General features: G+C 30.7%; 15 protein-coding genes. 7 read left to right on the forward strand and 8 right to left on the reverse strand.

Going from position 1 to position 14,956, the window contains the following annotated elements; translation table 11 throughout:
• Positions 1-9: 9 nt before the first annotated feature.
• From Q0842_RS06510 to Q0842_RS06525, 4 genes are all read left to right on the forward strand, one after another.
• A complete protein-coding gene (locus Q0842_RS06510; protein ID WP_298495744.1) occupies positions 10-1,233 on the forward strand; it encodes a 3-phosphoshikimate 1-carboxyvinyltransferase in 1,224 nt (407 codons plus the stop codon).
• A gap of 82 nt (positions 1,234-1,315) precedes the next feature.
• Positions 1,316-2,365, forward strand: a complete 1,050-nt coding sequence (gene queA / locus Q0842_RS06515) for a tRNA preQ1(34) S-adenosylmethionine ribosyltransferase-isomerase QueA (protein ID WP_298495747.1) — start codon at positions 1,316-1,318, stop codon at positions 2,363-2,365.
• A 185-nt stretch (positions 2,366-2,550) separates the two neighbouring features.
• Positions 2,551-3,591, forward strand: coding sequence for a 23S rRNA (adenine(2503)-C(2))-methyltransferase RlmN (rlmN, locus tag Q0842_RS06520; protein ID WP_298495750.1), 1,041 nt, complete (start codon positions 2,551-2,553; stop codon positions 3,589-3,591).
• 35 nt (positions 3,592-3,626) lie between these two features.
• The gene (locus tag Q0842_RS06525; RefSeq protein ID WP_298495752.1) at positions 3,627-4,604 is read left to right on the forward strand and encodes a polyprenyl synthetase family protein; all 978 of its coding nucleotides are present in this window, start codon (positions 3,627-3,629) and stop codon (positions 4,602-4,604) included.
• Here Q0842_RS06525 and Q0842_RS06530 read toward each other — a convergent pair whose 3' ends face one another.
• The 3 genes from Q0842_RS06530 to Q0842_RS06540 are packed head-to-tail and all read right to left on the reverse strand — an operon-like array spanning position 4,605 to position 7,964.
• Positions 4,605-5,561: a transglutaminase family protein gene (locus Q0842_RS06530; protein WP_298495756.1), complete on the reverse strand. Its 957-nt coding sequence runs from the start codon at positions 5,559-5,561 to the stop codon at positions 4,605-4,607.
• Positions 5,562-5,576: 15 nt separating this feature from the next.
• Positions 5,577-6,500, reverse strand: a complete 924-nt coding sequence (locus Q0842_RS06535; protein WP_298495758.1) for an alpha-E domain-containing protein — start codon at positions 6,498-6,500, stop codon at positions 5,577-5,579.
• Positions 6,501-6,521: 21 nt separating this feature from the next.
• The gene (locus Q0842_RS06540; protein WP_298495761.1) at positions 6,522-7,964 is read right to left on the reverse strand and encodes a circularly permuted type 2 ATP-grasp protein; all 1,443 of its coding nucleotides are present in this window, start codon (positions 7,962-7,964) and stop codon (positions 6,522-6,524) included.
• A gap of 327 nt (positions 7,965-8,291) precedes the next feature.
• Here Q0842_RS06540 and Q0842_RS06545 point away from each other — a divergent pair, with 327 nt between their 5' ends.
• From Q0842_RS06545 to Q0842_RS06555, 3 genes are all read left to right on the forward strand, one after another.
• On the forward strand, positions 8,292-8,867 hold the full coding sequence (locus Q0842_RS06545) for an RNA polymerase sigma factor (RefSeq protein WP_298495763.1): 576 nt from the start codon (positions 8,292-8,294) through the stop codon (positions 8,865-8,867).
• Positions 8,854-9,618 carry a hypothetical protein gene (locus Q0842_RS06550; RefSeq protein WP_298495766.1) on the forward strand — a complete coding sequence of 255 codons (765 nt, stop codon included), beginning with the start codon at positions 8,854-8,856 and terminating at the stop codon, positions 9,616-9,618. The genes Q0842_RS06545 and Q0842_RS06550 overlap by 14 nt, the downstream gene beginning before the upstream one ends.
• Before the next feature lie 74 nt (positions 9,619-9,692).
• Entirely contained in the window at positions 9,693-10,784 is a 1,092-nt protein-coding gene (locus tag Q0842_RS06555) for a hypothetical protein (RefSeq protein ID WP_298495769.1), read from the forward strand.
• A gap of 185 nt (positions 10,785-10,969) precedes the next feature.
• Here the strand turns inward: Q0842_RS06555 and Q0842_RS06560 are convergent, their stop codons facing one another.
• The 5 genes from Q0842_RS06560 to Q0842_RS06580 form a co-directional block, all read right to left on the reverse strand.
• The gene (locus Q0842_RS06560; RefSeq protein WP_298495772.1) at positions 10,970-11,335 is read right to left on the reverse strand and encodes a DUF2200 domain-containing protein; all 366 of its coding nucleotides are present in this window, start codon (positions 11,333-11,335) and stop codon (positions 10,970-10,972) included.
• Positions 11,336-11,406: 71 nt separating this feature from the next.
• Entirely contained in the window at positions 11,407-11,946 is a 540-nt protein-coding gene (locus Q0842_RS06565) for a dihydrofolate reductase family protein (protein WP_298495775.1), read from the reverse strand.
• Positions 11,947-12,113: 167 nt separating this feature from the next.
• On the reverse strand, positions 12,114-12,791 hold the full coding sequence (locus tag Q0842_RS06570; protein ID WP_298495778.1) for a DUF6624 domain-containing protein: 678 nt from the start codon (positions 12,789-12,791) through the stop codon (positions 12,114-12,116).
• Positions 12,792-13,053: 262 nt separating this feature from the next.
• Positions 13,054-13,818, reverse strand: coding sequence for a DUF6090 family protein (locus Q0842_RS06575; protein ID WP_298495780.1), 765 nt, complete (start codon positions 13,816-13,818; stop codon positions 13,054-13,056).
• A 163-nt stretch (positions 13,819-13,981) separates the two neighbouring features.
• Positions 13,982-14,836 carry a hypothetical protein gene (locus tag Q0842_RS06580; RefSeq protein WP_298495783.1) on the reverse strand — a complete coding sequence of 285 codons (855 nt, stop codon included), beginning with the start codon at positions 14,834-14,836 and terminating at the stop codon, positions 13,982-13,984.
• Positions 14,837-14,956 lie beyond the last annotated feature (120 nt).

A 14,956-nucleotide genomic window follows, 5' to 3' on the forward strand; every position in this document is an offset into this window, starting at 1 on the left:
TACAAGAGCATGCACTTTACACTTCAAAAATCTAAAATAGCTAAGCAATCTTCTGTTCAAATAACTGGTTCAAAAAGCGAATCTAATAGGCTTTTATTGCTTCAAGCATTATATCCTGAGTTTAAACTTGAAAATGTTTCAAATTCTGATGATAGTAATTTAATGACAAACGCATTAAGTTCTCAGTCTAAAATTATTGATATTCATCACGCAGGAACAGCAATGCGTTTTTTAACCGCATATTTTTCAATACAAGAAGGACGAGAAACGATTCTAACAGGATCAAAAAGAATGAAAGAACGTCCCATTAAAATATTGGTTGAAGCATTACAAGATTTGGGTGCAGAAATTAGTTATGAAGAAAACGAAGGTTATCCGCCAATAAAAATTAAAGGAAAAAAACTTAATAAAAGTAAAGTTTCTTTAAAGGCAAATGTAAGTAGTCAGTATATTTCTGCATTATTACTTATTGCATCAAAACTTGAAAACGGACTAGAGTTAACCTTAGAAGGTGAAATAACATCGGTTCCATATATTAAAATGACATTAAGTTTGTTGGATGAGATTGGCATTGAATCATCTTTTAAAGACAATACAATAACCGTAAAACCAAACACTAAAAAATTAGAGTCTAAAACACTAACTGTCGAGTCAGACTGGTCATCAGCATCCTATTATTTTAGTATTGTAGCTTTAAGTGAAGTTGGTACAGAAATCACCTTAGCATCTTATAAAGAAAATTCATTACAAGGCGATTCGGCATTAGTTGAAATATATAAACACTTTGGAGTAACAACCGTATTTAATAAAAACACCTTAACTCTAAAAAAGGAGGCTTTAAATCTTGAGCCACTAAGTCTAGATTTAAAAAATGCACCAGATATTGCACAAACTATAGCAGTAACTTGTTTTGCATTAGGGATTTCTTGTGATTTAATAGGATTGCATACCCTTAAAATTAAAGAAACAGATAGACTTGTTGCATTAAAAACCGAAATTGAAAAATTAGGTGGTGTTGTAAACATTACAGATAAATCATTACACCTATCTGCTTCAAAAGCAATTAAACCTATGGTGTCTATTGCAACTTATAATGATCATAGAATGGCTATGGCTTTTGCTCCTTTAGCATTAAAAACATCAATAATCATAGAAGATGCCATGGTGGTGTCTAAATCATATCCTACTTTTTGGGACGATTTAAAATCTATTGGTTTTCAAATAAGTAAATAATAATCACTCATTTACTTGACAACCCCTATGTTCAGATTGTATATTTGCAGCAATCTCATAAAAAATTAATAAAAACTATCACATGAAATTATCACACTTCGGTTTCGAATTGCCAGAAGAACGACTTGCAGAATATCCTGCAGAAAATAGAGACGAATCTCGTTTAATGGTTCTTAATAGAAAAGAGCAAACTATTGAACATAAGATGTTTAAGGATGTTATTGACTATTTTGATGAAGATGATGTATTAGTGCTAAACAATACTAAAGTATTTCCTGCAAGACTTTATGGTAATAAAGAAAAAACAGGAGCTAGAATTGAGGTGTTTTTATTAAGAGAATTAAATGAAGAACAACGTCTTTGGGATGTTTTAGTTGATCCTGCTCGTAAAATAAGAATTGGAAATAAACTTTATTTTGGTGATGATGAAACGTTAGTTGCCGAAGTTATTGATAATACAACATCAAGAGGGCGTACACTACGTTTTTTATATGATGGATCTTACAGAGAATTTCGTATAAAACTTAACGAACTTGGCGAAACACCACTTCCAAAATATATTAAGAGAGATGTAGAGCCAGAAGATGAAGCGCGTTACCAAACTATTTTTGCTAAAAATGAAGGTGCAGTAGCAGCTCCAACAGCAGGTCTTCACTTTTCAAGACACCTTTTAAAGCGTTTAGAAATTAAAGGAGTTAATTTTGCGGAGGTTACTCTACACGTAGGATTAGGAACTTTTAATCCAGTTGAGGTAGAAGATTTGTCTAAACACAAAATGGATAGTGAAGAACTAACAATTGATAGTAAAGCTGTCGAAATTGTAAATAAAGGTCTAAAAGAAAAACGCCGTATTTGTGCCGTAGGTACTACAGCTGTTCGCGCCATAGAAAGTGCGGTTTCAACGAGTGGTCAATTAAATGAGTTTGACGGATGGACAAATAAATTTATTTTCCCACCATACGAGTTTAGCATTCCAAATGCTATGATAACGAATTTCCATACACCAAAATCAACATTGTTAATGATGGTGTCTGCATTTGCAGGTCACGATTTTATAAAACGTGCTTATGAAGAGGCTATTAAAGAAGGTTATAACTTCTATAGCTACGGAGATGCTATGTTAATTATATAATTAAAATATAAATTTAATAATAAAGAGCCTCTTTTTTTAAGAGGCTCTTTTTTGTTATACAGACACAATCACCTTTAAAAAAGCCTTAAAAAAGCACTTATACCTAAAGTAAGTTGAGAATACCAATCATAATTCTCAATTCATAATTCATAATTAGAAAAACCTTTGCTTATTTTTGCATTCAGATGGAAATCAAGAAAAAAGACATACGCGCATTAACCAAAGAACAATTAAGAGACTTCTTTGTAAACCATGGCGATAAAGCCTTTCGTGGTAACCAAGTTTATGAATGGTTATGGCAAAAATCAGCTTATAGTTTTGAAGACATGACCAATGTCTCAAAAGAAACCCGCCAAATGCTTGAAGACAACTTTGTAATCAATCATATTAAGGTCGATCAAATGCAACGAAGCTCAGATGGTACTATAAAAAATGCTGTGCGTCTTCATGACGATTTAATTGTAGAATCTGTTTTAATTCCAACAAAAACAAGAACAACAGCTTGTGTTTCTAGCCAAGTAGGTTGTAGTTTAGATTGTAAATTTTGTGCAACGGCACGCTTAAAGCGTATGCGAAATCTAAACCCAGACGAAATTTACGACCAAGTAGTTGCTATAGATAACGAAAGTAGATTGTACCACAACAGGCCATTAAGTAATATTGTATTTATGGGTATGGGCGAGCCACTCATGAATTATAATAACGTTATAAAAGCTATTGATAAAATAACATCGCCAGAGGGACTAGGCATGTCGCCAAAACGTATTGTAGTATCTACATCTGGTGTGCCAAAAATGATTAAAAAAATGGCCGATGATGATGTTAAATTTAAATTAGCAGTATCATTACACTCGGCAATAGATGAAGTAAGAACATCGATAATGCCGTTTAACGCAACCTTTCCGCTTAATGATTTAAGGGAAGCTTTGCAATATTGGTATGCCAAAACTAAAAACAGAATTACCTATGAGTATGTTGTTTGGGATGGTATTAACGACAAAAGAAAAGACGTTGACGCATTGGTAGAGTTTTGCAAGTTTGCTCCAAGTAAAGTTAATATTATTGAGTACAACCCCATTGATGATGGCGATTTTCAGCAGGCTCAATCCAAAGCTATTGATATGTATGTTAAAGTACTGGAAAGTAATCATATTACAGTAACTGTAAGACGCAGTAGAGGTAAAGATATTGATGCAGCATGCGGACAATTAGCTAACAAAAGTTAAAGAATAATACTAAAAGATATATTTAAACCATTAGATTGAAAGTAGTAGAGCAAATAAAACAACCTATAGCCTTTGAAATGGAGCTTTTCGAACAAAAGTTCCAACTTTCTATGTCAAGCAAAGTGGCTTTGTTAAATAGAATTACGCATTATATTGTAAATCGAAAAGGCAAGCAAATGCGACCTATGTTTGTGTTTTTGGTTGCTAAAATGGTTTCTAATGGCGAAGTAAGAGAGCGAACTTATAGAGGTGCTTCTGTTATTGAATTGATTCATACAGCAACTTTGGTACATGATGATGTGGTTGATGATAGTAATAGAAGACGAGGTTTTTTCTCTGTAAATGCACTATGGAAAAATAAAATAGCTGTTTTAATTGGCGATTTTTTACTATCAAAAGGGTTATTATTATCAATTGATAATAACGATTTTGATTTGCTTAAAATTATTTCGATTGCTGTTCGTGAAATGAGCGAAGGTGAATTACTTCAAATTGAAAAAGCACGAAAATTAGATATTACTGAGGCAATTTATTATGAAATTATTCGTCAAAAAACAGCAACTCTAATTGCAGCCTGTTGTAGCTTAGGCGCAGCCTCTGTAAAGCCAGAATCTGAACATGTGGAAACTATGCGCAAGTTTGGCGAGTTAATAGGTATGGCATTTCAAATAAAAGATGATTTGTTTGATTATGGTGATACACAAATAGGAAAACCAACTGGTATTGATATTAAGGAGCAAAAAATGACTTTGCCTTTAATTTATGTGTTAAATCAAGCATCAAAAAAAGACAAAAAATGGCTTATTAATTCTATTAAAAACCATAATAAGGATGCTAAAAGAGTTAAAGAAGTTATTGCATTTGTAAAGAATAATGGTGGATTGGATTATGCAATAACTAAAATGAAAGCGTTTCAAGACGAAGCGCTATTATTACTAAAAACGTATCCAGAATCTGAGTATAAAAATTCGCTAGAACTTATGGTTAATTATGTTATTGATAGAAAGAAATAGCTATTGCTGTTGTTGCTGACCTTGTTCTTGTATCAACTCTAAATTACGTTTATAACTATTATTGGTTTTAGAAGCTATTGTAAAAGTATCTATTGTGTCAATAATTTCGCTTTTTGAGGTTTTAACTTCAACACTTACCTCCATTTCCGCTTCCACATTACCTTTATAAACTCCTTTTACAGGAGAGCAATCGCTATAATATCTGCCAACTGCTAATCTTACATGGTTTTCGTTTGCTATGGCATTGTTAGTAGGGTCAATTCCTAACCAACCATAAAATGGAATATAAGCTTCAACCCAAGCATGAGTAGCACCCCCTCCTCTGGTAATAGTATCATTAGGACAAATATAACCACTAACATAACGCGCTGGAATCCCCAGCATTTTCACCATTTTTAATAATACATTAGTAAAATCTTGACACACACCTGCTTTTAATTTCCAAGTTTCTTCTAAAGGAGTGTTTACATCAGTTATTCCAGGTTTATACTCAAATTCATGATGTACATATTCACAAAGTTCAAGTATTGCTTTAAAAGGCGATTTAGTTTTAAGCATTTTATCTAAAATAATAGCCTTAATTTCTTCACTACCGCTAAATGGTTTGTGTCTAGTAAAATCTATATAATCAATAGTGTTTTGTATACGTTTCAATTCTTTCCATTGCGAAGCTATATCTGCACTATCATCAGGAAATATTCTACCTGTTGTTGTAACTTCAATCTCGGATATTATATTTAATTCTTTATGTGGTTCTGTAACCATAAATGTACCAACTCGGTTATTAAAGAAATCAATAAATGTTTCTATATAAGGGTTGTTAGTAACGGATATTAAATGTGATGTTACTTTTTGATAATCATCATTAATAGGGTGTAATCGAATAAGTGTAGCACCATCAATTACGTTGCTATTATAATTGTATTTTGTAATATGTTTAATATAGAATGTAGGCATAGGATAAAGTATAAATCAATTGTTTTGAGAAAAGTAAACAGCATTAATATTTAAAGATATATTTCTAATATCCTCTTTAATATCGCTAATAAAATGTTCTAACCCTTGGTTGTTAATATTATCGATGGTAGTATATTTTATAGTACTTTCTAGCTTTCCTAGTAAAAAATCTATGTTGTTTTTTTCAAGCTCATTAGCTTCTATTAATTGATCAATATAACCACTAAGTTTGTTAATACAATAGTAAACAGATCTAGGAAATAATTTGTCTTGAAAAACCATTCTAATAACATGTTCTTCGTTAAAAGTAGACTTGTGGGTTTTTAAATATAATTGATAACCACCAACAGATAACAATAAATTTTTCCAATAAAAACTCTTTTCTAAAGAATCAGAGGTGTTTCCTATATCAACGAGCTTAAGAGATGTAAAATCTGAAATAAGTATAACACGTTCTAAAAATTTACCAACATTCATAAAATAATAAGAAGGACCTCTTTCTTGTGTGATGTCTGCAGTTCCAAAATAAATAAGATGATGTTTTCTCAAATCTTCTAAAAACTGTACAGGATCTTCCTCTAATTTTCTAGGTAAATCTTTATTTGTTAAATACAGATAATAATTATTAATACACAACCATAGCTCTCTTGAAATGTGTTCTTGAACGCTCCGCGCATTTTCTCTAGCCTTAGTAACAATATTTAAAATAGAATTAGAATTGCCTGTATTAAAAATCATAAAATCAATACACTCTAAGGCATCTTCAGTATAAAATTCATTATCATAGGTTGTAAATGTTTTCATTATTGGTGTCCATGAAAATAGCTCTGGAGAGTCTTGGTTTGCATAATAGTTTACTTTTAGTAAACTTAAAATACCATTTCCTCTTTCCATGTACCTATCTAACCAAATAAGATTATTTGCTACTCTACTTAACATATATTAATTATTTTTTTAGAATTATTCAATAACCCAAGTGTCTTTACTTCCGCCACCTTGGGAGCTGTTTACTACTAAAGATCCTTTTTTTAAGGCCACTCTAGTTAGGCCTCCAGGACATATATCTATACCATCTCTTCCAGATAGTGCAAATGGTCTTAAATCGATACATCGTGGCGATAATTTACCATCTATATAGCAAGGTGCTGTTGAGAGTCTTAATATAGGTTGAGCAATAAAGTTTTCAGGTTTTTTCTTGACAGTTTCTAGGTAGTCTTTTATTTCTTCATCAGTAGCTTCGTGTCCCATTAACATGCCATAGCCACCACTACCATCGGTTTTTTTAATAACCATATCTTTAATGTTTTTGGTTACATATTCCAGTTCATCTGGTCTTCCTAGTTGGTAGGTTTCAATATTTTTTAAAATGGGTTCTTCGTCAAGATAATACTTAATCATATCTGGTACGTAAATATAAATTGCTTTATCATCAGCAATTCCAGTACCAGGAGCATTTACAATGTTTACATGTCCTTTTCTATAAGCTGCCATAATACCAGCAACACCTAAAACACTTTTTGCATTAAACTCAAGTGGGTCTAAAAAATCATCATCAACTCTACGATAAATAATATCTACTTGTTTTAAACCATTAGTTGTTTTCATATAAACAAAATGGTTTTTAACAACCAAGTCGCTTCCTTCAACCAATTCAATACCCATTAATCTGGCTAGTGTAGTATGTTCATAATAAGCCGAATTATAAATTCCTGGTGTTAGCAATACTATATTTGGGTTTGTTTTGTTTGAGAGCTCTTTGAGTTTTTTGTACAACATATTCGGGTAATTTGAAACCGATCTTACATTGCTTTTAGGTAAAATACCAGGAAATAAACGCTTAGATATTTCTCTGTTTTCAAGCATATAACTAACTCCAGAAGGCGTTCTTAAGTTATCTTCAAGTACATAAAATTCACCATCATTATTGCGAATTAAATCTACACCAGAAATATGCACATAAACATCATAAGGTACTTTTACACCTTTCATTTCGCGTAAAAAGTTTGGACAAGAGTAAATTAATTCACCAGGGATAATGCCGTCTTTTATAATAAACTGTTCATTATATATGTCTTTAATAAATAAATTTAAAGCTTTTAGTCTTTGTTTTATACCACTTTCAATTTTGGTCCATTCTTTAGAAGTAATAATTCTAGGAACAATATCAAAAGGAAATATTTTTTCAATACCCTCATTGTCACTATAAACAGTAAAAGTAACACCTTGACTCATAAACAATTGTTTAGATAAATCTTCTTTTTTGCTTAACTTTTCAGGAGATGTTTTTTCTAAATATTTTATGAATTCTTCGTACTGAGTTCTAAATACAGAACTATCGTTATACATTTCGTCCCAAGTCTTTGGAAGTAGGTCATACGAAGAGAATAGATGCTTATTGGCCATAGATAAACGTTTTTATAAATATAGCAATATTTTATATGAAACTTAATAAATTAACGATATGATTAAAGATAAATCAACGATGTTTAAATTTTATTAAAAATAATTTTAATTCTATGATTTTAATATTAATAAATTGTCATTTTTACAATTACCATAAGTTATAATCTTAATTTTTATTTAATTAATAAAACAAAGTGTCAGGCAACCATTTGTAAAAATTTCACGTCTATATAAGTAGAAACATATCAAGTAATGTTTAATATCGTGGTACTGAAATTTAAAAGAATCAATAGAACTCATTATATTAAAATTTATTTGGTATAAGAAATGAAACCATTTTTGAAAGTTGTACAACTACATAAAAACGAATCTGTTTTAATTAAAAGCGCGATTAAGAAAAATCGTGAAGCACAACATGTTTTGTTTGAAACGTATGCACCAAAAATGTTAAGTGTATGTAAGTATTATATAAAAGATCTTCAGCAAGCAGAAGAAGCTATGCTTAATGGGTTTTTTAAAGTGTTTTCAAATTTAAAACATTTTAAAAACAAAGGAAGTTTTGAAGGATGGATTAGACGCATTATGGTAAGAGAATCTATTTCGTTTTTAAGGCAACAAAAAAACATAGAATTTCCGGCTGAAACTTTAAAGTTTAATAATGATTATTCTAACAACATAAAAACAAATATTGAAGTTGCCGAGATACAACAATTAATAGATTCGTTACCTAATGGATATAAAGTGGTATTTGTAATGTATGCCATAGAAGGGTATAAGCATCATGAAATAGCCGAATTATTAAATATATCTCAAGGCACCTCAAAATCACAATTATTTAAAGCACGAAAAATGCTTCAAGAAAAGATTAAAAAAGTAAATAATATAAGTTATGGCACCAATTAAATTTGAAAACGATATAAGAGATAAGCTTGAAGAAAGAAGGTTACAGCCATCAACTAATGCTTGGAGCAAGTTATCAGACCGCTTAGATAATGAAGATGCTAAAAGCAATAAAAAACCATATTGGTGGCTTGGTATAGCAGCAAGTGTAATAGGTGTTTTATTCATGGTTTCTCAATTTTTAAATAAAGAAACTAAAGTTAGTGATGCTCCAGTAATTGTAGAAACTCCAGAAGTAATAGAATACCATAAAAACACGCCTACCATAAAAGAAAATAAGTTTGAAGGAAAAGATGAGGTTAATAAAAACGTAGAAAAGCAAATTGTAACCCAAACAAGAGTAAAAAAACTAATACCAGCAAAAAGGGAACAACAGTTAGTTAACGTATTAAAACAACCTAAAGCACCATCTAAAAAAGAAGAAAGTAATCAGGTAATTACGTTGCCTATAACACCTAAAAAAACGTTGTCTTTCGAGGAGCAAAAAATAGAAGAGGTAGTAGCTCAAGTACAATCTTTGAAATCTAAAAAGAGTACAATTACAAATGCAGAAATCGATGCATTATTAAAAGCGGCTCAAAAAGAAATAAAACACAATAGATTATATAATCAAACTACTGGCTTGGTTGATGCTAATGCTTTACTTCAAGACGTTGAAGAAGAGTTAGATCAAACATTTAGAAGTAAGGTTTTTGAGGCCTTAAAATCAAGCTTCAATTCTGTTAAAACAGCTGTAGTGCAACGTAACGAATAATATTAATAAAATACAATCAAGTCATCAATTACAAATCATTAATAAACACCCTAACAGGGAAAAAACGAACAATTATGCAAACAATTACAAAGTACTTAGTGCCACTTATTTTATTTTTAAGTATGCAATTTATTCATGCTCAAGACACCATAAATAATGTAAACAATAAGCACAAAATAGAAGAATTAAAAACACAAAAACAAGACATTGAAAATCAAGAAAAAGCCTTTTTGAAGGAGGAAGTAGAAGTTATTAATCTACGTTTAGAAAATGGAGAAATTACTAACATAGAAGCAGAAGAATTAAAAAAAGAAGTAGCAAAGAAACGAGCGCTTAATATTGAAGATAGAATAGCAATTGTCGATAATAAAATATCACTTCTAGAACGCAATGATGATGCATATAATTACATAGAAGAAAAGAGTGTTCAAGGAATAATTAGAATAGGAAAAGGAGAAGATACAAGTGAAAGTTTTATTTTTATAGGAGACGTAGAGGATGATAAGCCTAAAAATGTTAAATATGATAAACGAACTACAAGCGATTTTGTACTAGCCTTTGGTTTAAATAATGCCATAATAGAAAACGATAATTTAGATAACTCACCATATAAATTTGGTGGCTCTCGCTTTTTTGAAATAGGTTGGGCATGGAAAACCAGGGTGTTTAAAAACTCAAATTTTTTAAGATTAAAATATGGTTACTCATTACAAATTAATGGCTTAAAGCCTAAGGATAATAATTACTTTGTTCAACAAGGAGATCAAACTCTATTGGAAGTATTTCCTGAAGATTTAAAAAAATCTAAACTCTCAATAACTAATTTAGTATTTCCTTTACATTTTGAGTTTGGTCCATCAAAGCGTGTAGATAAAGACACATATTTTAGGTATTCAACCAAAAATCAATTCAAAATTGGTTTAGGAGGTTATGGTGGTTTAAATATTGGTACGCGTCAAAAACTAAAATATAAGATAGATGGCGAGCGAGTAAAAGACAAACAAAAAAAATCTTTTAATACCACAAATTTAGTTTATGGTTTAAGTGGTTATATTGCTTTTGATCAAGTTGCATTATATGTAAAATACGATTTGTCTCCAATATTTAAAGACCAAACCATTAATCAAAATAATATTTCTGTAGGAGTTAGATTTGATATGGATTAAAAGATTATTTATACCTATTAAATAACTAAAGATATTTAAGGCACTAAAAAATCCGAAATTCTATTTCGGATTTTTTACGTTTTTTATTTTTCATAGTACTCTAGGCTATGCTTTGTTATGGTTTTTTGCTGTACTATTTTATAAAAATTCTTCCAATGTAAATTAAAAGTATTCTTTACCAGTTATTATATGTTCCGTAGTATTTTATCCATTTTACGACCCCTAGCTAATTCATCAACTAATTTATCTAAATATCTTACCTGTTGAGTTAAGGTGTTTTCAATTTCCTCTATTCGATAGCCACATATTACACCTTTAATAAGTTGGGCATTTTGATTTAGTTTTGCATTTTGAAAGAATGTATAAAATGTAACTTTTTCATTAATCAGTTTTTGCAGTCTCAATTCATCAAAACCTGTTAACCATTCAATAACTTGATGCAGTTCCTGTTTTGTTCTCCCTTTCTTCTCTACCTTTGTAACGTAATGAGGATAAACAGATGCAAATGTCATTTTTGCTATACGTTCATTATGTTTTACTGTAGTTTTCATTTCTAATTTTGTTTTTTAAATTAGTGTTTAGCATTAAGGTAAAGCGGTTATATATTCTTGTATTAGGTGTTTTATTTTTTCCGCTTATAGTGATTCTGTGTTATTTGATTTAGATATGTTTTTGTTTCAATAAGTTCAAAATTTAGTTCGTTTGGCAGTTCTGTAAATAACGACGAACCACCACCTAATAAAATGGGTATTGTTGTAAGTACCATTTCATCAATTAAGTCCTCTTTTAAAAAATTCCGTATTGTAGTTCCTCCATCTATGTAAAGTTTGTGAAATCCTTTTTTGCGGATTTGATTTAAAATTACCGATAAAGTCCCTTTAATCAAAAATGCTTTCCCTATATGACTTTCAGGTATTTCATTTAGTTTATTACTCAACACAAAGACAGGCTTATCATATGGCCATTCAACATCAAATCCAAGAACGGTTTCAAATGTTTTTCGTCCCATAACAAGTGCGTCAATTCCGTTATTGAATTCCACGTACCCCATATCGTTATTATCTGGGTTCGGAATAGTATATAACCAATCAATTCCGCCATTTTTGTCAGCAATATATCCGTCCAAACTTGTTGCGATAAATACACTATTCTTTTTACTCATTTTTCATTTGGATTCTGTATGTCAATTTGAATGCCAACGTGTTTGTATGTGGTTTGTTGCGTGGTTAAGCACGTAATTTAGCAAATAAAAACCGAATAGAAAATCCGAGACGATTTTCAGAAGTAGGCGAGAACAAGCAATTACTTATAGCTACTGTTGGCATTTCGTTATTTTTGGTTAATACGTTCACTTTTAAACTCTTCCGTCCGCTTAATTTGCTCTTCCAGATTCCATTCAAAATCAAATCTATTCTTTAGAAATATAGCAATTGAATCAAGTCCGATTTCAGTTCTTCTTTTATCTATATTTTCTGGTTCAAAAACAGGCCAAAGGTTAAAGCTCTTGGTTTCTGGATAGTATTTCATTTGTCCACCATAGATTTGTAAATCTCCTCTTTCTGTTGCTATTCTGTCTTCTGCTCTAACTAAAAATCGAGGCTCTAATTTTTTTTCTTTTACAGCTTGTCTCATCATTGGAAGATATTGTATTCGAACTGTGTTGTCTGAATGTTGTATTACATTGCATATCGTCCAATTTCCTTGTTCACCTGCCATTTCTTTCGTAGGCCATCCATATTTATCTAGAATATTCTTTACTTTTCTTTCATTAATGATATGGTTCTTCTCATAGATTGCTTGTTGTTCTTTAACTAATTCCGATTCAGTACCATATATTTTCATAAGTGAATCTCTTAATGTAATCGGTCCCTGTTCAGCTCTCCAGATAGTGTCTAGATTTGCAATCAAATTTTCTTGATTCTCCGATGTTTTCGAGATTTTTTCTGACTTGTTTTTACAAGAGCAACTCATTGCTAAAAGCAGACTGATTAATAAAATATATTTCATTCGTTAATAATGTTCTTTCATATTGTTGTTCAAATGAATGCCAGCGGTATTGTATATGATTAGTTGTGTTGGCAGGAACTAATTTAGTAAAAGAAAACTAACCAGAGGGAAATCCGTAGGATTTTCCGAGTACACACAGACTGAACAATTAATTATACACGGCTTAAGTTTGTAATTCACTAAATTTAATTAATAAGCAGAAAGAACAAAAGAGAGAATTAAGGTTACTTGTTTTTTAACTCAGTTCTTTGTTGTGCTTTCGTTATTTACATTCTTTTTCTTTTAATAATCCTATAGGTTCTTGCATTTCCTTTTTCAAATTTGATAAATGTTGTTTCTGTCTGATTAACATAGCAATAAATACTACAAGATTATCTTGAAACTTCACGAAGATTGGATTGTTTGGCTCATTTGTCCAATCGTTTTTTGGTAATAAATCCACCAGCTCTTTACTGAGTACTTGATTAAGGTAATTAATATCTTGATATCCAAAATCAACTATTAATTCATAATCACTCATTCTTTTAAGAATTTCATTCCTATTCTCTTGAAGTAGATTTAAAATATTGTTCAAAAATGTACTGTGCTTAATGAGTCTGTTTTTAAGTTTCAAATCTGTCAACAGTTTTAACTGTCCTGACGATGTTATGTCTTCAAAAGCGATATTGCTAGGTACAAAAACGTCTTGTCTTAAAGCAATTACAAATTTATTAAGTATTTCATCTCTTTCATTTGGTATTTTGTTTAAATCTAATATCAATTCTTTACAGAGCTCTATTTTGTTGTTTATCAGTTCTGTCGTGTCATCAATTAGTTTTTCATTGAGTTCAAAGTCATCTAAAATTCTACAGTAATAATCAGCTTCAGCAATATTATTTTTTCGGTTTTCATTCCAGTTATTAATCTGCAAAGCAATTAAAATTCCAATCACAACTAACACAATTTCTCCGACTGCATATTTCAAATACTTTCCAGTTTTTCCTTCCGAAAGCAAATTTTGTCTAATTTTTCTAAAGAATTTTATCATTGGTTAGCGGTTTCTGATAATGAAGCACAACGGTTTTGTATATGATACGTTGCGTGTGTAAGCAACTAATTTAGCAAATAAAAACCGAATAGAATATTCCGCAGGAATATTCGTAAGTAGGCTAGAACTAGCAATGGATTATATACTTTGTTGTAGCACGTTTTTATTCTACTTTTATCGAAAAATCATCTACAAATAGTTCGATATTTCCCGCTGTAGGATTTGCTGTTGCTCCTATTTGTACTCGTTCATAAAAAGTAGGTTCTTGTAGAGTAAAATCAATACCTTGATTTAGAAAAACATCTGTAAAAACCTGTGCATTTGGCATATTCATTCCAGTTTGGTTGATGACTTCTGTTTCATTTATAATTAATCGATTAAGTCCATTCTCACTATCTGACATAGTCATTTCCCATTGAACTGTAACCCATTGATTTCTTGGAAATGAAAAATCTGTTTGTTGTATTGTCGTTCCCGATATTTTTCCTCTTTCAATTGAGAGATAATCATTTCCACCAGACATCATTAATCTTACTCCTGGACATTGGTTTTCAGAACCATAATTATCGCCAACAGTTGGGTCCCAACAAGAACAACATTCTAAATCAAGCAGTAATAAATTTTCGATAGGTTCAGTACCAACTATATAAAAGTCAGCTTTTATTGTAACCTTATTTCCTGAAACTATGTTTAGTCCATTTTTTTCTATATCTACTTTTGATAAGTCAGAATCTGATTGATAAGCAAGAACTTGAAGTGAGTTTTGTCCCTCGTTGAATTCAGTATTGGAAATTGAAATTTCGTTCGTTGCGTTTGTTGGGTTTGTCTGTTGAATAGTTGACCATCGATTGCCATTAGAAGGAAACAATTCGTCTAACAAATCATTCTGTGTTTCAAATCCATCTTCAAAAAAGAAACTTTCCTCTATAGGCTCTTCTAGATTATTTTCGTCTTTGTCACAACCCAAAGAAATTAATGCTATGATTACAAAAAAAAATATAAATTGATGTCTTTTCATAGACTTTAAACGTTCAAATTATTGTCTTGTTGTTGTGGTTTTCGCAAATGTCTAGTCCTGAAATATGGCTACGGGTTAATAATTGATTTATGCTGTTTTTAAATATACCATATTCGGTGT

It is taken from the genome of uncultured Algibacter sp., assembly GCF_947495675.1.
Lineage (GTDB): Bacteria > Bacteroidota > Bacteroidia > Flavobacteriales > Flavobacteriaceae > Algibacter_B.